General features: G+C 45.6%; 23 protein-coding genes. 3 read left to right on the top strand and 20 right to left on the bottom strand.

Going from position 1 to position 22,487, the window contains the following annotated elements; translation table 11 throughout:
- Window positions 1-263: 263 nt before the first annotated feature.
- The 4 genes from J2Z28_RS22440 to rhaD form a co-directional block, all read right to left on the bottom strand.
- Window positions 264-1,085 (bottom strand): carbohydrate ABC transporter permease, encoded by an 822-nt coding sequence (locus tag J2Z28_RS22440; protein WP_211084356.1) that lies wholly within the window; start codon window positions 1,083-1,085, stop codon window positions 264-266.
- Entirely contained in the window at window positions 1,082-2,044 is a 963-nt protein-coding gene (locus tag J2Z28_RS22435) for a carbohydrate ABC transporter permease (RefSeq protein ID WP_211084355.1), read from the bottom strand. The genes J2Z28_RS22440 and J2Z28_RS22435 overlap by 4 nt, the downstream gene beginning before the upstream one ends.
- A 343-nt stretch (window positions 2,045-2,387) precedes the next feature.
- Entirely contained in the window at window positions 2,388-4,205 is a 1,818-nt protein-coding gene (locus J2Z28_RS22430) for an APC family permease (RefSeq protein WP_036669004.1), read from the bottom strand.
- A gap of 245 nt (window positions 4,206-4,450) precedes the next feature.
- The gene (rhaD, locus tag J2Z28_RS22425; RefSeq protein WP_211084354.1) at window positions 4,451-5,314 is read right to left on the bottom strand and encodes a rhamnulose-1-phosphate aldolase; all 864 of its coding nucleotides are present in this window, start codon (window positions 5,312-5,314) and stop codon (window positions 4,451-4,453) included.
- 459 nt (window positions 5,315-5,773) lie between these two features.
- Here rhaD and J2Z28_RS22420 point away from each other — a divergent pair, with 459 nt between their 5' ends.
- Complete coding sequence (locus tag J2Z28_RS22420; RefSeq protein WP_211084353.1) at window positions 5,774-6,124, top strand: hypothetical protein; 351 nt, start codon at window positions 5,774-5,776, stop codon at window positions 6,122-6,124.
- Between the two features lie 105 nt (window positions 6,125-6,229).
- Here the strand turns inward: J2Z28_RS22420 and J2Z28_RS22415 are convergent, their stop codons facing one another.
- From J2Z28_RS22415 to J2Z28_RS22395, 5 genes are all read right to left on the bottom strand, one after another.
- Entirely contained in the window at window positions 6,230-6,751 is a 522-nt protein-coding gene (locus tag J2Z28_RS22415; RefSeq protein ID WP_211084352.1) for a GNAT family N-acetyltransferase, read from the bottom strand.
- 199 nt (window positions 6,752-6,950) lie between these two features.
- Window positions 6,951-7,220: a hypothetical protein gene (locus J2Z28_RS22410; RefSeq protein WP_211084351.1), complete on the bottom strand. Its 270-nt coding sequence runs from the start codon at window positions 7,218-7,220 to the stop codon at window positions 6,951-6,953.
- Between the two features lie 190 nt (window positions 7,221-7,410).
- Entirely contained in the window at window positions 7,411-7,899 is a 489-nt protein-coding gene (locus tag J2Z28_RS22405; protein WP_211084350.1) for a DinB family protein, read from the bottom strand.
- Between the two features lie 27 nt (window positions 7,900-7,926).
- Window positions 7,927-8,862 carry a helix-turn-helix domain-containing protein gene (locus J2Z28_RS22400; RefSeq protein ID WP_211084349.1) on the bottom strand — a complete coding sequence of 312 codons (936 nt, stop codon included), beginning with the start codon at window positions 8,860-8,862 and terminating at the stop codon, window positions 7,927-7,929.
- 241 nt (window positions 8,863-9,103) lie between these two features.
- Entirely contained in the window at window positions 9,104-9,937 is an 834-nt protein-coding gene (locus J2Z28_RS22395; protein WP_047841994.1) for a helix-turn-helix transcriptional regulator, read from the bottom strand.
- 126 nt (window positions 9,938-10,063) lie between these two features.
- Here J2Z28_RS22395 and lacZ point away from each other — a divergent pair, with 126 nt between their 5' ends.
- Together lacZ and J2Z28_RS22385 are read left to right on the top strand one after the other, a co-directional pair.
- Entirely contained in the window at window positions 10,064-13,183 is a 3,120-nt protein-coding gene (lacZ, locus tag J2Z28_RS22390; RefSeq protein WP_211084348.1) for a beta-galactosidase, LacZ type, read from the top strand.
- A gap of 151 nt (window positions 13,184-13,334) precedes the next feature.
- Window positions 13,335-14,021, top strand: a complete 687-nt coding sequence (locus J2Z28_RS22385) for a hypothetical protein (RefSeq protein ID WP_211084347.1) — start codon at window positions 13,335-13,337, stop codon at window positions 14,019-14,021.
- 116 nt (window positions 14,022-14,137) lie between these two features.
- Here J2Z28_RS22385 and J2Z28_RS22380 read toward each other — a convergent pair whose 3' ends face one another.
- The 11 genes from J2Z28_RS22380 to J2Z28_RS22330 all read right to left on the bottom strand — a co-directional run bounded on the left by J2Z28_RS22380 (window position 14,138) and on the right by J2Z28_RS22330 (window position 22,233).
- Window positions 14,138-14,485, bottom strand: a complete 348-nt coding sequence (locus J2Z28_RS22380; RefSeq protein WP_211084346.1) for a hypothetical protein — start codon at window positions 14,483-14,485, stop codon at window positions 14,138-14,140.
- A gap of 86 nt (window positions 14,486-14,571) precedes the next feature.
- A complete protein-coding gene (locus J2Z28_RS22375; RefSeq protein ID WP_211084345.1) occupies window positions 14,572-15,624 on the bottom strand; it encodes a flavin-containing monooxygenase in 1,053 nt (350 codons plus the stop codon).
- 218 nt (window positions 15,625-15,842) lie between these two features.
- Window positions 15,843-16,079 (bottom strand): hypothetical protein, encoded by a 237-nt coding sequence (locus J2Z28_RS22370; RefSeq protein WP_211084344.1) that lies wholly within the window; start codon window positions 16,077-16,079, stop codon window positions 15,843-15,845.
- 126 nt (window positions 16,080-16,205) lie between these two features.
- On the bottom strand, window positions 16,206-16,640 hold the full coding sequence (locus J2Z28_RS22365) for a hypothetical protein (RefSeq protein ID WP_211084343.1): 435 nt from the start codon (window positions 16,638-16,640) through the stop codon (window positions 16,206-16,208).
- Between the two features lie 203 nt (window positions 16,641-16,843).
- Entirely contained in the window at window positions 16,844-18,478 is a 1,635-nt protein-coding gene (gene groL, locus J2Z28_RS22360) for a chaperonin GroEL (RefSeq protein WP_017690076.1), read from the bottom strand.
- A gap of 73 nt (window positions 18,479-18,551) precedes the next feature.
- Window positions 18,552-18,833 carry a co-chaperone GroES gene (groES, locus tag J2Z28_RS22355; RefSeq protein ID WP_017690077.1) on the bottom strand — a complete coding sequence of 94 codons (282 nt, stop codon included), beginning with the start codon at window positions 18,831-18,833 and terminating at the stop codon, window positions 18,552-18,554.
- Between the two features lie 400 nt (window positions 18,834-19,233).
- Window positions 19,234-20,016 (bottom strand): twin-arginine translocase subunit TatC, encoded by a 783-nt coding sequence (gene tatC / locus J2Z28_RS22350; protein WP_211084342.1) that lies wholly within the window; start codon window positions 20,014-20,016, stop codon window positions 19,234-19,236.
- A gap of 78 nt (window positions 20,017-20,094) precedes the next feature.
- Window positions 20,095-20,343, bottom strand: coding sequence for a twin-arginine translocase TatA/TatE family subunit (tatA, locus tag J2Z28_RS22345; RefSeq protein WP_036611264.1), 249 nt, complete (start codon window positions 20,341-20,343; stop codon window positions 20,095-20,097).
- Window positions 20,344-20,552: 209 nt separating this feature from the next.
- Window positions 20,553-21,038: a MogA/MoaB family molybdenum cofactor biosynthesis protein gene (locus J2Z28_RS22340; RefSeq protein WP_017690080.1), complete on the bottom strand. Its 486-nt coding sequence runs from the start codon at window positions 21,036-21,038 to the stop codon at window positions 20,553-20,555.
- Window positions 21,039-21,075: 37 nt separating this feature from the next.
- Window positions 21,076-21,579, bottom strand: a complete 504-nt coding sequence (gene moaC, locus J2Z28_RS22335; RefSeq protein WP_280530852.1) for a cyclic pyranopterin monophosphate synthase MoaC — start codon at window positions 21,577-21,579, stop codon at window positions 21,076-21,078.
- A gap of 15 nt (window positions 21,580-21,594) precedes the next feature.
- A complete protein-coding gene (locus J2Z28_RS22330; RefSeq protein ID WP_211084341.1) occupies window positions 21,595-22,233 on the bottom strand; it encodes a 5-formyltetrahydrofolate cyclo-ligase in 639 nt (212 codons plus the stop codon).
- Between the last annotated feature and the right edge of the window lie 254 nt (window positions 22,234-22,487).

Raw genomic sequence — 22,487 nt, 5'->3', positions numbered from 1 at the left:
CATTCCCCCTCTCAAAGGGGAAAATCCGGGGATAAAGGCGAACGCTTTGCTTCTTCAGAATCGATTTCGTCCCCTCCACTACTACCGTCGTTCATTTCAACATTTTATTTGAAGCACGAGCCTCATTTTATTCGCTCCTGGTATCCAAACCGTGGGCCTTGTACGAAGATACAAGGTTTAATTCAAAACCTCTAAATTAAAATCTTTAGATCAAAACCTTCAGAGCTTCCACTTCAATTAAATAGTTGTAAAACTTTCTCTCCCTACCCCTTCAGCGCGCCTGCGGCCATTCCGCGGACAAGCTGTTTCAACCCGAAAATCAATAGCAACAAGGATGGTAGAATGACCATGGCTGTTCCGGCAAATACAAGATTCCACGCTGTGGATTCCTGGAACTCCAGCATCGAGATTCCGATCTGTGCGGTTCTCATTTCCGGTGTGTTTGTCACCAGCAGCGGCCAGAGATACGAATTGTACATGCTAAGGAATGAATAGATTGCCAGTGTTCCAAGTGCCGGACGGGACAAAGGCAAGACATGCGATATGAAATAGCGAATATGACCACAACCGTCGATCTTCGCCGCCTCGAACAATTCCTTGGGTAGCTGCATGAAGAACTGTCTTAGCAGGAATGTACCAAACGCCGTTGCCAGAAATGGCACGGTAAGCCCCTGGTAACTATCTAGCCAGCCCCAACTGCGAACCGTCAGGTAGTTGGGGATCATCGTCACTTCCCATGGAATCATCATCGTTGCGACAAACATGCTGAAGATGACGTTTTTGCCTTTGAACTGCATTTTCGTAAAAGCATAGGCTGCCATACTCGCTGTAATCAATTGACCAAGCGTTGTCAGTCCTGCGACAAGAAAGGTATTGCCGATAAATCGACCGATCGGAACAATATCGAATACTTCGCTAAAGTTGGACAGATCGATTGAATTTGGAATGATATGCGGCGGATAAGCGCTCGCATCTTCCGGCGTCATCACGGCCATGAAAAAGGTGTACATCACCGGATACAGCACAAGCGCTGCACAGATGGTCAGTAATACATACAACAGCGTTTTGGTCCATGTAGCACTCATTGGTAATGCACTTTCCTTTCTACCCATTTGAACTGGATCAGGGTCAGCAGCATAATCACCACGAACAGGATCAGTGCCTGCGCACTACCTGTACCAAAGCGGAAATTAACGAAGGCTTCCTGATAGATGGAATATACAAAAACATTTGTACTGTCCATCGGGCCACCCCGGGTTAGAATGTTGATCTGACCGAACGATTGAAAAGCGCCAATGATCGATACGACCGTGACAAAGAATAACGTTGGTGACAGTAGCGGCATCGAGATTTTGCGAAACGTCAGCAATGGCCCTGCGCCGTCAATCTTGGCGCTCTCGTAGATCTCATCCGGGATGCCCGCCAAACCACTGGATAGAATAATGTAGTTGAATCCAAGGTTCATCCAGATCGTCATGATGGAGATCGAAATCAATGCCCAATCCGGGCTGGTAAGCCAGGGAATTGGATCGATGCCTACTTTGCCAAGCAGATAATTCAGCATGCCCAAGGTCGGATGGAACAGAAACTTCCAGATGACCGCTGACGAACCAACGGATAACACCACGGGCAGCGAGAATACAAACTGGAACACACGCATTCCCTTGAATCGGTTGTGAGTCAGTGCAGCCAGAATCAGAGCAGCCAGAATACCCGTGGGGACTGTAAACAGGACAAATAGTAACGTCACTTTCATCCCTTGCATGAACAGTCCTGATTGGAACACGGCCTTGAAGTTATCCAGTCCTACATAAGCTGCAATCTGTCCCGTCGGATCTGTGGAATGCAGACTGAGGTAAACGGACTTAAACATCGGGTAAAACAGAAACACTGCAAACAAAAGCAGCGATGGTGCCAGGAAACCATAGGCCAGCATATTCTCCCGCATTCGCTGCACACGCAGCGAGACTGTCCGGCGCTCACTCGTACCGGATACACGCCTTTTGGCGGCGGGCAAGCTGATCCGGTTATCAAGCTCACTCATCGGATTTTCTTCCCCCTTGTTTCACGCATTCAGTGTGTGTGAGATGTTACATCAACTTCAGCACCACGTTATCTAGTGTACGAGTCGAATGTCACAGCAAAATTCATTCTGAATCAACGTAACGTTAATCATGGACAAGGGACTTTACGGAACCAGGGATCAACTCTACGCCGGAATTAGAATTAGATTTCATGACAAAAAACCGCAGGAACTCCCCTGTTTGGAGATATCCCTGCGGTTTGATGTGTAAATGGAATATGAACGTTTGTCTATTAATAAAAGCGACTCATTTTACAATAATCTGTAAATCTTCCAAACGAGGTAAAGCGATTAACCGTTCGAGTTAACGATTAAGATGATATGGCACCGTGGTGACAATCACGTCTTTGTAATTGATCAGATAGGCCCGGATCATGAAGCTGGTCTGGTTGTGCAGTACATTTTGCCACCAGTGCTTAGTGATGAATTGTGGAATCAATATGGTGATGTGATCGGTCTCGGCCGTTTTCCACTCTACGGTATCAATAAATTTCTTCAGCGGCCCCATAATGCTACGGTATCTCGATTTGATCACAACCAGACGAACACCTGGATTCCATTCTTCCCACTTCTGCTCCATCTTGCGTATGGCCTCATCATCGAAGCCAATGTAAAGTGCGACCACGTGATCCGACATCGTCTGGGCGTAACTGATCGTATTCATAACAACCCGGGTAATGCCCGCAACAGGAATGACTATCGTATTGCCTTTTTTAGCTGGCTTATCGACCTGAATATCAATCCGTAGCTCATCTGCAATGTTGCAATAATGACGGTGAATACGCATGAACACATAAACAACGAGCGGCAAAAAGATAAAGATGACCCATGTCTGTGTGAACTTGGTGAAAATAAAGATCAGAGTAATCGATAATGTAGTCAGCATACCGACGGTATTGACCAGCAACTTCATCTGCCAGCCAGACGGTTTGACTTTGATCCAGCGAATCATCATACCGAGCTGTGACAGCGTAAATGGAATGAACACCCCTACCGCATAGAGCGGAATCAGGCTTTCCGTATTACCTTTGAACCCGACCACCAGCAGCGCAGACATCACACTAAGAAAAATGATCCCGTTTGAGAAACCAAGGCGGTCTCCTCTGACCATAAATGCATGCGGCATGTATTTATCCTTTGCCATCATGAAGGATAACAGCGGAAAAGCCGAATAAGCTGTGTTGGCTGCGAGGAACAGGATCAGTGCCGTTACACCTTGGATGATAAAATACATCGTGCCCCTGCCAAACGTCGCTTCAGCAATCTGGGAAATGACCGTTGCTTTGGGATCAGGCTTCACTCCGTACCCATAAGCCAGTAAGGTGATACCGATGAACATGGCTCCCAATATACAACCCATGAGCAGTAATGTACCCGCGGCATTTTTCTCAGCAGGCTGCTTGAAGTTCGGGATTGCGTTACTTACCGCTTCCACGCCAGTCAAGGCCGAACAACCGGAGCTAAATGCTTTTAATAACAGAAACATACTCACATGGGATAGACTAGTTCCGAATTCTGGTGCAGCTGCTTCCATCCCCCCGGCAAGAAATTTGATTCCGCCCGAGATAATCAGAACCGCAATCGAAAAGATAAACAGATAAATGGGGATCGCCAGCACAGACGCTGACTCCGTCACTCCCCGCAAATTCATAATGGTTAGAAAAACAATCATAATCAGAGCAATCACAACACTGTAGTCATGCAGCATAGGAAAAGCCGACGTAATCGCATCCGTCCCTGCGGACGAACTTACCGCAACGGTCAAAATATAATCGACCAGCAGAGATCCTCCGGCAATCAGACTGGATGTTGTACCCAGGTTATCCTTGGCTACGATATAAGCGCCGCCCCCTGTTGGATAAGCAAATATCGTCTGGCGATAAGAAAAAATTAAAATGACGAGTAATCCCAGTACGGCGATGGAAATCGGAACAGAATACCACAGGGCGGCGAATCCGGCAGCAACGAGCACCAGCAAAATCTGTTCCGTACCGTAGGCAACGGACGATAGGGCATCAGAGGACAGGATGGCAAGTGCCTTCCATTTCCCTAATTTTTCTCCATCCAGTTCAGCCGATTTCATGGGCTTGCCTATTAAGATTCTCTTCATTTTGCCAAGCATGATCATAACTTCCTTCCGTCTCTCATCTGTGAAGCATTGTTATTATGCAAAATCGCAGAGCCGTTGACAATACGTCATTTCACCCGAATTTCGCCAGCGCGTGATAATGCATTCTACGATTCAATAATCGATAACAAAGCCATTCTTGTTCAGCAATTTGAACTTTTTTGAACCAAAATGACGATTGTTCGTCAAAAAAAAGGAAATGGTCTTTGGTTCAATGAACCAAAGACCATTTCCTTGATCTATGCGTTGACTATATTAACTGGGCCCAGAATGCCGGGACGAGGGGTAACACCAAACGCTTGCGCCAGTGTGATTAGCTGCTCATCCGTAATTCTCTGCCTGATCTCGTGACCAGCAACCAGCATATACACTTGGGCTGCCTTCTCAATCGTCTCGATCAGACCAAATGCTTCGTCAATCGTTGTACCTGTTCCAAAGATGCCATGTTGCGGCCAGATGACCGCGTGGTATTCTTTCATTTTCTCAGCCGTTTCGCGGCCAATCTCATTCGATCCAGGAATCATCCATGGAATAATGCCAATCCCATCCGGAAATACAACCACACACTCCGTGCACATCTGCCAGAGGGTCTTGGTGAATTTTGCTTCATCCAATTCGTGGATAAACGTCATAGCCAATACATGAGTGGCATGGTTGTGCATGACAACCCGGTGGTTGGAGTCCAATTTCAAACGTTCGATATGGCTCATGAAATGCGTAGGCAACTCACTCGTTGGATTCGCCCCCGACTTCAATCCCCAGAGCACTTCCAGCTCCTGTCCATCTTGCGATACACGTAGCAACCCCAGATTACTCTCCGGATCAGCGAGTACATTTTTGAAATATTTCCCAGATGCGGTCACGATAAAATACTTGCCTGCCAGCTCTTGCACCGAAAATGCCGGTTTGATCTTGCGAATCACATGATGGATATCGATATATTGGGCAACTTCCTCTTCCTCCAGCAGATAGCTGACATTACCACCATTGCGCTCATCCCAGCCATTTTTCCACATATGTTGTGTAATTTCGGCCATCTCACGGACAAATGGAATATCAAAACCTGCAGCCTGCGTTGTCTCATTGGTAAGGGTCACGTTCATGATCAATCTCTCCTTATATTGAAAATCAAATGGCTTGCCACGCACATAGTAAGTTCCTTATTTCACATTCATTATACCTTTGTTTATCTTTGATAGTCAATAACAAACACAGAAATATACTTTTATTTACTTTTGTTTAGTTTTGTTTAGTTTTGTTTAGTTTTGTTTATTTGAAAATCAAACAAAAAAATACCCCACCGGCGCCCGGCGGGGTCAGTCACACATCTATTTAACACGAGAAGGGGTTTACAAGACTTATCTTACCTCCGCTACCTTAATAGAAGCTGAAAGCGAAATAAAAAAAGCATGAAAACATATATCCCCTTTGGACAGAAGATTCAGTCACTCCTTTTCATTCAGTACATATATCTCTCTGTCCAAACGCTTTCGTCAATTCTAACATATGCTATTCTAGCTTTTCTCAGGAAAAGACATTCATAAAAAAAAGGAGATGGACCTATGGCAGTCCTTTCTACAGGCCCGATCGAGAACAACCTCTCCGGTGGCAGCAGACCTACACAACAGGTCACCATCAAAATGGTCAACACCGATTCCATCAATACGTCCAATGTACTCATTGAAGGTTATTTCCTGAATGGAACGAGGACCTTATATGTGCTGCAATCCGTTAATCTGACCCCCGGGCAAGTCTTCTCTCAAACCTACTATGCCAACCTGGATGGATACGAATATGTATTCACAACGGGTGGAGGCGCAGCTGCACTAACTGAAATTTCAGTGTGGGGAAAAGACAGCACCGGGCAAATCGTCACCGCACATCGCATTGTTTCGAATGAATTAGCTCTATAAAAAAGAGAAAACCAGGTGCCCTCAATCTCATCTGTGCCCATTGAGAACAACATGGTATTCGGATCAAGACTCACCCAATCCCTGTCCTTCATTGGTCGGGGTTTCTTATTTTCGCAGCATATACGATGGATGCATCTTTCCTGTCGGTTCATAACGTTCTTCACCTGTATACTCAAATCCCAGCTTGATCAAGATGTGACGTGACACTTCATTATCCGGATGATGCCCGGCAATCAGTGCCTTCACGTTCATTTTGTCAAAGGCATAATCAATCACCGCTCGCGCGGCTTCCTGTGCATACCCTTTCCCCCAGTGATCCCGGGTTAGATGAAATCCCAGTTCATAGATCTCCTCTTCCGGAGAATACGGACGCAGGCCACAGCAACCGACAAACACCTCGGAATCTTTCTCAAAAAGGGGCCAATACTGCACACCCGCTTCCTTCTGCCTTTGAATCTCCTGTGTTAATCTCGCTTCTACTTCATCCTCGCTCAGAAATCCCTTGCCGCTAATCCATTTGGCAACCTCATGATCGCCCCACAATGCAAACGCCAGCGCACGATCTCCTTCGTTCCAAGTCGCACATTCCAACCGTTCCGTGTCAAATAAGATTGTTCTATTCATCATCGATAACCTCCCGTTTTTCCAACACATCTCAGTGTGCTGCCTATACCTGTCTATACTATAGATTAATCGCATGAGGTTTCCAGTAAACAATATGTATAAATACTATAGTACAAAAGCCTGCTCTCCATATTACACTTCTATTAAAGAGACCCCGCCGACAATGTCGGACAGAGGTCTGTACAAGCTACAACGATCAGGATTACGACAAAATAACTTCAATCGTTCCTACAGCATCTCCGCCCTGGTTCGCGAGCAAAGCGAAAACCAGAACGCCGCTTGCTGTGATGATAAGGCCGCTGTTCACTGGAATGACATACGTTACGACTGGTGCGTCGACTCGAGTGATAACGAGCGATACCGCAGCGGGTCCGAAATTGTTTACCGCAACGGTCGCATTGGCGCCTCCAGACAGATTTTCATAGAAGGACTTGCCCACTCCGGCTGGAAGGTTGTGAGAAATGATGGCCATTTCAAATCACCTCCTTTTGCTTTGATACGGTATTCTATGCTTGAAATCTATTAAAGCAACGGTGAATTACCAGCGTCATAATGTCCAATTTTGATAGACTTCAAAGATTGATAGACGACTGTACGCAAAAAAAGCCCCACCGGACCATCCGGTAGAGCCAACTAAGCTTACTTTAATATAACAAGTTTAATTACGCATACAGCATGAAAAAGTTCAGTTCATGGCCCTGCTGCTTGAGATAGTTATACAGCTGTGAACGGTGATGGAATACATGCGTTACCGTTTCAATCTGCCATTGAACCTGCAAGTGACCATGTTCCATATAAAAAGCTTTTGTTGAACGATTCAAAAAGTCATCTTCGCTCAATCCCGTGATATAGGCTTTGTAGGATTCGAAATTGCTCCATAATGTTGCTTCAAGCTTCTCGATATCTTCAATCCCCAACAGGCTATTCTCCACTATCCCAACCTCAGCTTCACCTTTTTCCTGCATAATGGCAAGATCGGATGCCGTGATTTGGATAAAATGATGCACTAGCTCCACCAATGAACGCATATTCTCCTGTGGACGATACGACCAATCCTCCGAACGGATCAAGCGAATTAACGAAGCCCCCGTCCGTACGCCTGTTTCCAATTCATTTAACAAGTGATCCCGAATCTGCAATGTTCCATTCATATATGATGTCTCCCTTATCTTTTATTCTCACGACTTCAGTATAACCGAAGGTGCTACAGATCTATTGTACAAATCGGACAACATTCTGCCATGCTCCCTAGCTGCCGTCAACGGAGTCTCTCCATAAAACTTGCGAAACTGCCGAATTAGATGGGCTTGGTCAAAAAATCCATGATTCTGGGCAAGCATTGCCCAGTCTGCCGTGTTCCCCTGATGAATATCACTCAGCACACGATGAAAACGAACCACCTCACTGAATCGTTTGGGGCTGATTCCGACCCATTCCGAGAACTTGCGATGCAACTGCCGTTCACTGATCACTTCACGAATCGCCAGCTCTTGGACACTCATACGTCCCCCATCGATAAAGATGCGGTGCAGCACGTTTTTCATCAGATCGTTCTCAGATGTGCTTGCCTGCACGGGCAACGGACTCAAGTACGCATTCATAACCTCTACTCGCTCTGCAAAATGATTCGTTTCGGCCATCCGTTCCTGAAGCTCGTTCAGCTTCTCCGGCCAACATTCCTGAAGGGCAATTCGCTTATCCGTAAACCACTCCAGAGGCATGCCATGGAAGACATGCGCTCCACCCGGGAAGAACCGGACACCAAAGGTGTAGTCTCCAGCAGGGGAACCATCATCGGATGGCTCAGGTACAGCGAACGGATGTGTATAATTGCCACAGTAAGCATAGGAGTGCTTTGAACAGACCGGGTCGTATGTAATCAGCATGTCCGTGCAACCATCCGGTAATACCCGGGCAGGTACCGTCATCATCGATCGCTCTGGACCTTCTCTCTTAGCAACATCCGCATGTGTGTTCGGAAGAGATCCTGATTCCCAATAACAGGCCACATAAGCCATCAGACCAGCAGCAGGTACTTTCTCAACATAATAACTGTTAGGGTACGTTCCATTCATCTGAATAGGCTTAAACAACGGGTGCAAACTGTGATCCACAATTCCATCCTCCGGTCACTAGAGTTGGTTACACATTATGTATTCATCTATCATACCACCAACCGCAGAAATGAAGAAAAAAAAGTGCCCTACCGGAGGACAATCCGATAGGGCCAGTCACACATCTATTTAACACGAGAAGGGGTTTACAAGACTTATCTTACCTTCCCAACCTTAATGGAAACTGAAATTGGGATGAATAAGAGATCAAAATTCAAAATGAATAATAGTATTCAGGCTTTCAATTCAGTCCGTGCAGTTTGCGAAAACGTTCCGGACTCATGCCTGTATGCCTTTTAAACATCGCACAGAAATAACTGGCATTCTCGTAACCCACCCGATCAGCCACTTCATATATTCGAAGCTCTCTCTCACTGAACATGAGTTGTTTGCTTCGATTGATCCGTTCCTGGTTCACGTAAAATACAGGTCTGGTATGGAGTGCCCTCTGAAACAGCCTGCACAAATATTGGGGAGATACCACAGCCACATCGGCCAGTTCCTTCAGCGAAAGTGAACGATCCAGATGCTCTGCGATATAACGCAGCACAGGCTTCAAGCGCTCCAGTTCATCATTATAATTGGCGGATGCGATGAGTAGTGGCTTCAGATCCAGCAGCAGGGCATATAATTGTTTGGAGCATTCAACATCGTAATCTGCGTAATCCGTATCACCGCCATTCTCTCCTCTAACCAGAAGTTGCTCCAGGCCACGCAGCAGCGTTGCTGTCCTGAGTCTGCATACGCGTGAACCGGTTATCCCCGCATAAGATAATAACTGGCTGGCTTCTCTCCCCTGAAACGAGACCCAAGCTAGCTCCCAACGGTCACTAATGGGCATATATCGATGCGGGACATCGGGATACAGAAAGAAAACGTCACCCGGTCCAACGATATACTCGTCTTCTTGTATAATCAGTCTCCCCTGACCATGAATAATCTGGTGGATCTGATAATCCGGGAACCCCTCTGGACGCTCGGTTTCATATTGGTGTTCCCAGTAACCAACCGTGGTCATATAGATCGGCAGGCGAGCAGCTTCTTCTGTTTTACCAAAAAAAATCCGGGTATCCATCCAGTACACCACTTCCTTCATCGTTAGTTTCATATTGTGATATATATGGGCAATATTCTTTATTCTCTAAGTCATCATTCAATTCTATAATGACAATATTATAACATTTCAGAAGGAGTTGCTGTTATGCGAAAGAAACTGGTACACACCCCTCCGGCAAATGGATACCCGGAATGGAACAATAATCCCGAGACTTTTCAAGTAAACCGTCTACCCGCACATGCTTCTATGGTAGCGTTTCCATCTATAACAGAAGCATTGTCGAGTGAATCCAACGCATCGCCATGGTACGAATCACTGAATGGTCAGTGGAAGTTTGCCTTTGCGGAGACACCAGAGCAACGGATTACATCCTTTTATGAGAACAACTATGATGCCAGTGACTGGGACGAGATCGCCGTTCCTTCCAACTGGCAACTACAAGGGTACGATTATCCCCACTATACAAATATGACGTACCCGTGGGTCGAGCGTGAGCCTGAACTGAAGCCACCATTTGCACCAACAACTTATAATCCGGTGGGTTCGTACATCCGCACGTTTACGGTTCCTGCTGACTGGAAAGACCGTCCTGTCCTGCTGCACTTCGAGGGTGTTGAATCCGCCTTTTATGTATGGGTTAACGGGGAACTCGTCGGTTATAGTGAGGACACGTTCACGCCCGCAGAATTCGATATCACTTCGTATCTAACGGAAGGTGAGAACAAGCTCGCTGTAGAGGTATATCGCTGGTGTGACGCAAGCTGGCTGGAGAATCAGGATTTCTGGCGGTTAAGTGGAATCTTCCGTGGTGTATACCTGCATTCACCTTCACCGGTTCAGATCGCCGATTTCTTTGTTCGTACTGAACTGGATGACGCGTATCAGGATGCAGAGCTTCTGCTGGATTTGAAATTATTTAATCATAATGCCGCGCAGACCCCTACCGGATTGTCCGTTCAGGCGCAGCTCTATGATGCACAACAGCAGACTGTGCTGAAGCAACCACTTACTGCGGCCGTTACGTTCCAGGGCGAGGATGAACTTTCATTCCAGTTGTCAGCAGAGGTTATCAATCCGCTTCTATGGAGCGCTGAGTCCCCTCATCTGTATACACTTGTGCTGTCCATTCAGGACGAATCAGGCGAAACACTGGAAGCGGTCCGCAGCCGGATCGGATTCCGCAAGTTTGAACTGAAGGACGGCCTGATGCAAATCAATGGCAAACGCATTGTGTTCAAAGGCGTGAATCGTCATGAATTTTCCCCGGATAAGGGTCGAGCCATTGGGCGGGAAGACATGATCCGTGACATCGAGTTGATGAAGTCCTATAACGTTAACGCCGTGCGCACATCCCATTATCCAAATCAGTCTCTCTGGTACGAACTGTGTGATGAATATGGCCTTTATGTCATTGACGAAACGAATCTGGAAACTCACGGCACCTGGGAATATGGGCAAAAGGAAATGAACGAGAACAATATTCCCGCGAGCAAACCGGAATGGCGTAATAACGTAATAGATCGCTGTAACTCGATGTTCCAGCGGGACAAAAACCATCCGTCCGTTATTATCTGGTCTCTGGGTAATGAATCCTTCGGCGGCGATAACTTCATCGCCATGTACGATTATCTGAAACAAGTCGATCCAACACGTCTCGTTCATTATGAAGGGACTTTCCATTATCGCCCTTCTGATTCGGCAAGCGATATTGAATCGACAATGTATATCAGCCCACAAGATGTGGAGCAGTACGCGCGCATGAAGGGACCTAAGAAGCCTTATATTATCTGCGAATACAGCCATGCCATGGGTAACTCCTGTGGAGGTCTGCATCTGTATTGGGAGTTGTTCGATAAATATGATGTGTTGCAGGGTGCATTCATCTGGGACTGGGTCGATCAGTCCATTCGTACCACTACGGCAGACGGTGTAGAATATTTTGCTTATGGCGGCGATTTCGGTGAATCTCCTCATGATGGCAATTTCTGCGGGAACGGACTGATTCTGGCCGATAAGACAGTTACGCCGAAGCTTGAAGAAGTGAAGAAATGTTATCAGAACGTTCGTATGGAAGCTACTGATGTAAAAGACGGCCTGCTACGCATCCGAAACCAGTTCCTGTTCACGGATCTGAGCGAATATTCGCTCGTGTGGACAGTAACACACGATGGTGTATCCGTAGAGAACGGCACGCTCGATATCGCGGTACCTCCTGGCGAATCGGTTGAAGTGCGTATCCCATACACGCCATCGTCTGATTTGCTCAAGGAAGCGGTGCTGACTGTATCCTTGGTTACAAAAGTGGCAACCAAATGGGCAGGAATAGGTCATGAGATTGCCTGGGATCAATTCGTGGTATCTCCGCGATTACGTCCAATCCAACCGATGCGTCAAGGCCAAGACAATGCGCCGCAGTTACAGGATCTGCAAGATGAATTGAAAGTATCTACAGGCCAAGTCACGTTGAGCTTCAATCCAGCCACTGGCGCGTTAACGTCCTATCAGATCAACAATCAGGATCAATTGCTCGCACCTGTCCGGCCGAATTTCTGGAGAGCCATGACAGACAATGATATGGGGAACCGCCTGAATGAGCGTTCTGCCTTCTGGAGAGATGCTCACGCTACCAGCAGATTAATTCGCTTTGAGCACCATGCAGACGAGCAAGGTATTCTCGTAACGACCGATTATACGTGGGATCAACATCCGGGATGTACGCTGTCCATCACATACCGAATTGATGCGGATGGTGTATTGGAAATCAGTCAAACCCTTATTCCAGGCGTAGGCTTACCTGATCTACCGGAATTTGGTATGCTGCTACAACTGAATAACCGCTTGGATACAATCTCTTGGTACGGCAGAGGCCCGCATGACAATTATGCAGACCGTCTAACCAGTGCACGTCTCGGCTATTACACAGGTGCGGTTCGAGATCAATTTGTTCCATATCTGAAGCCACAAGAGTGTGGTAACAAAACGGATGTACGCTTTGCAGAAATTACGTCAGCGGATGGTCAGCTTGGCCTTCATGTTGAAGCCACCATACCATTTGAAATCAATGCGTTGCCGTGGACACCAGAGGAACTGGAAGCAAACGACCATGTGTACAAATTACCTCAGAGCACACAGACTGTCGCACGCATCAATTACAAACAAATGGGTGTTGGCGGAGATGACAGCTGGAGCGCACGTACCCATGCCGAATACACCTTGCCAGCCAACCGCGCGTATCACTTCACCTTTACGGTAAGACCTGTATAACACTAAGCAAGCACTGCTGGCAGTATGCCCGCAGTGCTTTTTTTGTTGGGGCAGTGAATAGTGGGAGTTTGAACTTTGTCATCGGAACATTATAATGAATGAGGTGCAAGAAAGATTTGTACCAGCTATTACTCTATTACGAGGTGAGACTTTGCAATATCTGTTTACCACTCTCTTCATTCTTGGCTTGATCGCTTTCTTGGGATTTGTTGTTGGGATGATCTTATCTATTCGCAAAGGCAATAGGTTGCCAATCAGATATATCTTTCTAACAACGGCCTGTTTTGCGATTGCTTCAATAGGCTTGTATGGCATGCTGACTTTATCTTCGAACTCTACTCAGCCTGAAATAGATCAGACCCCTTCACCCCAGATTAAACTTTCTGGCCTCCATATGACTGCCGATGAATTTAAAAATAAGTTTAATGGCGCCGTGGGCAAATACCGACTGAATGGTTTGAGTATTACCCGTTTGAATATACAAGAGTCTTCTGAGCAGGGCACTGGCACTTTCGAGTATGTATTCAATGACGAGTTGCGTTTGGTTGGTGCAGTGAATGCAGATGAGAGCATACAGGAAGTCAGGTTGTACGGAACTGGTGATACGCGTAAACCAACAGGTGGAATTTTTTTGACTGCTATCGCCACACTCATTCTCACAACCAATAGTGAGTACACGTATAACGATGCACAAGATGTCATCCAGGATATCAGTCTATTGGATCGTGATGTGAATCAGTCTGATTTTGATGGAGCGACTATTCGCAACGGATTAGAATATCGCTTCAGCGTTCAGGATTCTGAGCACTCTACTTTTGAAATAACTGTTGCGAGATAAGATGCGATTGTGCAAAAAGGCCACTCCATGAAGGAACGGCCTAACGTGTGTTATGTACTAAGAATGATTCAGTAATTGCCACCAAACCAACGATGAACACCTCCCGAATGCGAGAGTTACTCAAAAGTTACAGTCTCGCTTTGATTGTTCCAACTCATTTTAAAGGTAATCGGGTCTTTCGTTTTCTCCGCCTCAGTAACCGTTCCCGACATACTGAAAGGGACCTCCTGTTCTTCCAGCGCTTTCCCCTGTTGTTCTATATTATTGCCAGTAAGGTCAAACACAAAATCTTTTATACGCTTTTCATCACCTATATAAGTAATACTATAGCTCCCTGTTGATCTCTGTAGAGAAACATCCCAGTTATCGCTCTTTCCGTGTATTATATCATCCGCACCACAAGCTGAGACAATAGATAAAAGTACTATAATGCATAGAATCATTGGTAGTTTAAATATTTTCATAAAATCCCTCCTTTTAGGAATATACCCAAAAATGTGAGTTATGATATTTTCTACTCATCCCGAGCACCTGCCTAGTATAATGTGTCTTACCTTTGAATGATATGATTAACGATTTTCTGAGCATCGTATTTAACCCATCCCAACAGTGCTGAACCCCGTGATGTTTGCCAAGGTAGCCCTACAAAGTACAATCCAGCAACCGGTGATACGCCTCTCTCGTGTATAATTACACCTTGGGCATCAAAAGCAGTATTGATATCGATCCAACTATCATTTCGCTTAAACCCAGTCGCCCAGATAATATTGTCTATTCGTGTCTCACTACCATCCTCATATAGGATGCGGTCATCTATTGCATTAATGGCACGTGGGCGCAGGTTAACTTTCCCCTGGGTCATCAATTCTTTTAACTCATAGCCATATACGTACTCAGGCTGATTTCTCAACCATTTTCCAACCATACGATCTGCACTTGCACGTAATATTCCGATCTTTTCAAAATACCAGAATATACTTCGTCTCATAATATGCAAAGGCCTAAAGGTAATATTTCGAGCTATGGATATGTATACGGTTTGTTTATCATCTGATGTCAACTCTACGGCGATTTGGGCACCTGAATTCCCTCCGCCTACAACTACTGTTGTTCCAGGAAGAAATTGAGAGATATTTTTATATTCTGATGAGTGAAGCTGAATCACATGCTCGGATAATGCTTTCGCAAAATGAGGAACATTTTTGGTCTGGAAAGGCCCCGTGGCAACGATAATATTGCGCGCTTCAATCGTTCCATCATTGGTTTCAGCATAGTACACCTCATCTTGCTTCGAGAGACGGGAGATTTTACAGTTTAACTTTATTGGAAGCTCCATTTGTTTAGCATAGTTTTCAAAATAATCTGCAATTTCATCTTTGCTTGGCAGGCTATTTTCATTTCCACTAAGCGGCATTCCCGGTAACCCATCATACATTCGTGGGGTAAAAAGACGCAAGGAATCGTACCGTTTACGCCAAGATTCCCCGATAGATGAGGCAGCATCAACGATTAAAAAGGTTAACCCCGACTGTTGAAGATAGTAACCTGCTGCCAAGCCTGCTTGCCCAGCTCCTATAACCAATACATCGTACATATGTATCATCTCCAATATCGTCTATATATTAATATATGAGTACTTATTCATGTGTTTATTTTACTTAACAACTATCTGTTTAGCAATAGAAGAAAACATCACTACTTCCTTTTACAAGATCAGCCATTAAAAAGACTCCCTCACGGGAGCCTTTTAATCATTTCAGTGCAAGTTTCTTATATCTTCTCATGTATGCTACGTGCTAAGTATGATAGGTTGGTTGAATTCTACCTGGTGTATCTATCGATGTCATCGTTCGCATACTGATGCTCTCTTCTATGGTAATCTTCATGCTGACGAACGTCGTTCTTTAATTTCGCTAAGAAACCCCACCCCATAAAGGCAAGTATAAGCACAGTAATCAGTGCATAAGCAAAGCTATATAGATTCATAAAAAAGTTGATAAATATTGCAGCGAGCATCAAGCCCAGTATCCATAATATCCATTTTGTACCCTTTCTCAAATCATTTCCTCCTCAAATAGTTGCTGACTGATAAGCTGTAAATATATCACAGTACATATGAAATCATAGGAACGAGGTTTCAATCTCAGGGCTTCAAATCTACATTTAGAGCGAATTACCGAATCTTTAATTAACATCAGTTCCAAGAGAAACATCCAATATGCCCGACATTCCTTGCGCAGAAGAGGTACTTACATAATACGAACCCGTCGACAATGCTTTGTCACTATAATATGTATGCTCTTTTCCATCTGCTGGAACACTTCCAGACGTTATCGCGGTTCCACTAGTAGATCCTTCATTGATCGTGAACGTGAAGTGTTTCGAACCCGTGTTTTTAAAACTCACTTTCATATAACTAGATCCTGCCCGAATATCAAACCGATGCGTATTTGTAGTACCTGCGAAATTCTCTTTATTGATTACTGTTAATGGAGTTGAAGGAGTACTTCTAGGTTCATTTGCTAATCTCCCTTCAGAATTGGAAGTGAAATTATAGATTAAGATGATAACAGCAGCAGACACTAAACCAACCACTATCATCTTTCTAATATGTTTCATGATATATGCCCTCCATATCTCTTGATACTAACTTTGATTATAAAATACTCAATAACACAAAAACCACTCCTTAATAGATATTAAGAAGTGGTCATTGGTTTATTTATAATTTGTAACAGTGACTGCTTCACAAATTCTTGTCACATCGTAACGAGAATTCACTCTGCCAGGCACGTGATGCTTTAAAGGTTTTTACACCTTTATTACATCATGCCGCCCATTCCACCCATACCGCCCATGTCAGGCATTCCGCCACCAGCACCTGCTGGTTCTGGTTTGTCAGCGATAACTGCTTCAGTAGTCAAGAACATTGCCGCTACAGAAGCAGCGTTTTGCAATGCATAACGAGTTACTTTCGCAGGGTCAACGATACCAGCTTCGATCATGTTAACCCACTCGCCAGTTGCAGCGTTGAAGCCTACGCCAGTTTGTTCTTTTTTCAGACGTTCCACGATTACGGAACCTTCTTCGCCAGCGTTAGCTGCGATTGTGCGGATTGGTGCTTCCAGAGCACGCAGGACGATGTTTACGCCTGTTTGTTCGTCACCGGACAGAGCTACAGCCGCAACCGCGCTATATACGTTCATGAGCGCTGTACCACCACCGGATACGATACCTTCTTCAACCGCAGCGCGAGTTGCGTTCAGGGCATCTTCGATGCGAAGTTTGCGTTCTTTCAATTCTGTTTCAGTAGCCGCACCAACTTTGATTACTGCTACACCGCCGGACAATTTAGCCAGACGCTCTTGCAGTTTCTCTTTGTCGAACTCGGAAGTTGTTTCTTCCAATTGTGTACGGATTTGGCTAACACGTGCATCGATATCGGATTTGTTACCAGCACCGTCAACGATGATTGTGTTTTCTTTTGTTACGCGAATTTGACGAGCTGTACCCAGTTGTTCCACAACAGCGGATTTCAGGTCCAGACCCAGTTCTTCCGTGATCAATTGGCCACCAGTGAGGGCAGCGATGTCTTGCAGCATTGCTTTACGACGGTCACCGAATCCTGGAGCTTTAACAGCTACAGCATTGAATGTACCACGCAATTTGTTCACAACCAGCATAGCCAGTGCTTCGCCTTCGATATCTTCAGCGATCAATACCAGCGGTTTGCCTTGTTGAACGATTTTCTCAAGCAATGGCAAGATGTCTTGCGTGCTGGAGATTTTTTTGTCTGTGATCAAGATGTACGGATTGTCCAAAACAGCTTCCATTTTGTCCGTATCAGTGATCATGTAAGGAGAGATGTATCCACGGTCGAATTGCATACCTTCAACCACTTCAAGCTCTGTAGCGAATCCTTTGGATTCTTCTACTGTGATTACGCCATCTTTACCTACTTTTTCCATAGCTTCAGCGATCAGTTCGCCTACTTCTTCGTCAGCTGCAGAGATTGCTGCAACTTGTGCAATGGATTGTTTGGAATCGATTGGTTTGGAGATGGATTGCAATTCAGCAACCGCAGCTTTAACCGCTTTGTCGATCCCTTTACGGATACCGATTGGGCTAGCGCCTGCAGTTACGTTTTTCAGACCTTCTGTGATCAGCGCTTGCGCCAATACAGTTGCTGTTGTAGTACCGTCACCGGCAACATCGTTGGTTTTCGTTGCTACTTCTTTAACCAGTTGTGCACCCATGTTCTCGAATGCATCTTCCAGTTCGATTTCTTTAGCAATGGTTACACCATCGTTAGTGATGAGTGGGCTTCCGAATTTTTTCTCCAGAACCACGTTGCGGCCTTTAGGACCGAGTGTTACTTTTACTGCATTAGCCAATGCGTCCACACCACGAAGCATGGAGCGACGAGCGTCTTCACTGAATTTAATGTCTTTAGCCATGTTAAGAAAACCTCCCTAGTTTTTGTTGGAAAATGGTAGTGCTATATGGTTCGGTTATCCGATTAAATTTGAATTAGTCGAGAATCGCGTGAATATCGCTCTCTTTCATAATCAAATATTCTTTACCTTCGAATTTGATTTCTGTACCGGCATATTTGGAGAAAATAACGCGATCTCCTTCTTTCACTTCCAGAGCTACACGTACGCCGTCTTTCAATACTCCAGCACCAACTGCAATGATTCTACCCTCTTGCGGTTTTTCTTTGGCGGAGTCCGGGAGTACGATCCCGAAAGAAGTTGTTTGTTCTTGCTCCAGTGGTTCTACCAATACGCGTTCACCTAAAGGTCTGATCATGAAAAATAGCCTCCTTTTGAAATTATATAACGTTACATTGTAGGTTGTAGCCATATGTATTAGCACTCGACAGTGTTCAGTGCTAACAACCAACTTTATGATACTCAACTTGAAGCATGATTTCAAGTCCTTTCGACGAATTCCTGCGAGAATTTACGTTGAATTTACACAAACATAGCCAAATTACACCCGCTGCGCCTGGTTCTATGTTGCAATTCACTAATCTTATTCTACGAAATTGTTTAGCCCTTCTGCAACGTTAGCAGACAGTCCCTTCCCCATTGTATCCATTGTTGAACATAATATGCCTGCTTGTCCTGTCGTGGTGGTCGGCAGTCTACAGAAATAGCCCGGATAAGAACATACCGTCTTTTCCGGGCACATTACAGCCTATCCTCATTCAGCCCACATGTTTCTTATCCTCGGCACGAACATAGCGGGATTCGATCTCTTCATCGGCTGCAAGCTGCTTGCGATATACGATTGCGGATAATAACACACTGATTTCATATAACAGGAGCAAAGGAATCATCACCAGCAGATCGGAAATAAAGTCTGGAGGTGTAATGACCACTGCAATGAAGATCAGCACAAAATAAGCTACTCTGCGCATTTTGCGAAGACGAATTGGATTCAGAATCCGCAGTCCTGTCAGAAACATAATAAGTAAAGGAAGTTCAAATAACAGGGACACAGGCAACACAATGCCAAACAGGAAGCTGAAATACTGTTTCATCCCGTAGGTCTCCACAAGCCCCATTTTCTCCGTTATCGCTGTTGTGAAGGCAAGTGCCATCGGAAAAATAACATAATACGAGAAAGCCATACCCGTCAGAAATAACAGAAATACATAGGGCACATACTTTAGCGTTGCTTTTCGCTCGCGCGGCTTTAGCCCTGGACTAACAAACTTCCAGATCTGATACACCGTAAACGGCAGCGTAATAATAAGTGAAAACAAACCGGCAATCTTCATGTAGATGCCAATCCCGTCCCAGAACGAGAAGGCATGTAATACAAAACCTTTGGCCGACTCTGCCTTCGTCAGATATTGGTATACCGGGTCCGCCACAAAAAATCCTGCAATCAGTCCCAGCACAAAAATAATTAATACGTAGATCAGCCGCTTGCGCAGCTCGCTCAGATGTTCCGTAATCGACATTTCTTCCATTTGCTGCGTCATGCCTGCCCCCCATTATTGCCAGCTTAAAATACAAAACCCTTCCGGCAGGAAGGGATTTCTCTTTCATTGCCGTCAAGATTATTCCGGCAGGCGTTTATCAGCAGGCTTGTCTGCAGGTGTGCTCTCAGCCGCCAGCGGTTTCGCCTTCTCCTGCTCTTTACGATTGGACGAGTCATCCTCAGAGATAATCTCGCGAGCGCCCTCTTTGAATTCACGGAAGGTACGCCCAACTGCACGTCCCAGTTCCGGAAGTTTGTTGGGTCCAAACAACAACAATGCAATCACGGCCAGCAAAATAAAACCCGTTGGTCCAATGGAACTTAACATTGATAATCCTCCTCGTCTCAAGCTTCGAAGATGCGCATACTCGGCCAGATGTTCATAGATGTCTCTGCTGCGTTCTTAATTTAAGCCCATCATACCATAGATGTAACCACTTACATAACCCGCAAAATTCACAAATAAGAGATGTCACTAGAACAATCTAACACCGGTTCATGGCTAATCGGATATCTTGCCCCAGAGTCCGTGCTCGATTATTGCTTGAACTGACCCGTAACCATCAGCAGCGCTTCCGGAAGCTGATCCATAATGGCAGCCAGATGTTCATGCACACCCTTCGGTGTACCTGGCAGATTAACAATCAGCGTGCGTCCACGAATGCCACATACCCCACGGAACAGCATTGCAGAACGGTTTTTGCTCATTACACTGTACCGCATGGCCTCTGCCATCCCGGGAACTTCCCGCTCAATTACGCGCCGGGTTGCTTCCGGAGTAATATCACGAATGGCCAGCTCCGTGCCACCGGTAGTCAGCACCAGATCGGCGTGAAAATAATCCGTCATCTCAATCAAAGCCGCAATAATCTCATCGGGTTCATCCGGAACGATACGGTACTCCACGATTTGACCACCCAGCTCTTCTTCCACCAGCTCCCGAATGACTTGTGCACTCGTATCCTCACGTTCCCCGCGGGCTCCTTTGTCACTGGCTGTCAGGATTGCTGTTCTCCACACCATAAAGATCACCCTTCTCCTCTATGAAAATAAATATTGCCTATCGGCTGTAATCACCGTTTTTGCCACCACTCTTGGAATTAAGCATGGTTGGACCGATAATCATATCTTTTTGCATGGCCTTGCACATGTCATAGACCGTCAGTGCCGCAGCCGAAGCCGCCGTGAGTGCCTCCATCTCAACACCCGTTTTGCCTTCGGTTTTGACAGTAACTTCAATGTGTAATTCATCCACTCCGTTATCATGAAAACGAATATCCACACCCGTCAGTGCCAGCGGATGGCACATCGGAATCCAGTCCGACGTTTTCTTCGCGCCTTGAATCCCGGCAATCTGAGCCACAGCCAGCACATCACCTTTGCCGATTCGGCCCTCCCGAATCGCTTCCAGTGTATCTGGATTCATCGTCACTTTCGTTACGGCCACAGCCGTACGTACGGTAATTTCCTTACCTGAAATATCAACCATCCGGGCCCGCCCCTGTTCATTAAAATGGGTCAGTTTGCCACCCGAAGACTGGCCGTTATTCACTTCTGAACTCAATCACATCACAACCCTTTATTCGATATGTAATATACCTTCGGTTGTTATCAACAGATCAATCCGCAGATCGAGCAGGTCCATCGGGATCTCCTCTTGTAGCTGACCCGGCAATACCATCGCAGCCATCAATGGTTTCTTGCTCGTCATCGCACATGTTGCTGCAAGAGTCTCGGCAAAACGATCATAATAACCGCCACCATAACCAATACGCCCGCCATGGAGATCATAACCAAGCCCAGGTACCAAAACGAGATCGATATCCGGCCAATCATCAGGCGTCAGGACCTCACAGGAATCCTTGGGTTCCGGTATCCCCCATATGCCTGGCTCCAGATCTTGTTCTCCGGTCACCCGCCGTAGTTCCATTCGAGGTGGATTCGCCAACACTTTTGGTGCAAACATCACATCTCCATGATTCCAGCCCTCTTGAAACCAAAAAGCTGTGGACGCTTCGCTTCCATAGGACAGATAACTGAATATGACGAGTGGTTTGTTCACAACCTTGCTCTTGACCTGTCTAAGGCGCTCCAGCTCCCGCTTCACTCCAGCATTAATCTTAGTCATCGCCTGCTGATGTATGCTTGCATCCATCAGATCACGGCTCTGTCTTAGTCTGGATCGAAGCTGACTTTTCAGTTCCGCATGATCCTGCATATCCTTGAATAACCTCCTGTTGATAGGGAAGGTAGAAAAAAGCTCTCATTAAAAACAATTTATATGTTATGACCAGTTGTCATCTTGTTGAAATGGTTAAAATGATTCATTTTCTGCAAAATCCTCATGTAATAACATGCCTTCTTTCAGTTTATCATTGATTGATCAAAAAGACTACATGCCCCATGCGTTCCCAATCGGTGCAATTGCTCTGTATTTCATGTAAACTGAGATATAGTTGTCATATCAAGAAC

The organism is Paenibacillus xylanexedens, assembly GCF_017874615.1.
In the GTDB taxonomy this organism is placed as follows: domain Bacteria; phylum Bacillota; class Bacilli; order Paenibacillales; family Paenibacillaceae; genus Paenibacillus; species Paenibacillus xylanexedens.
Note: the sequence above shows the minus strand (reverse complement) of the source record. Positions and strands in the feature narration are given on the sequence as shown.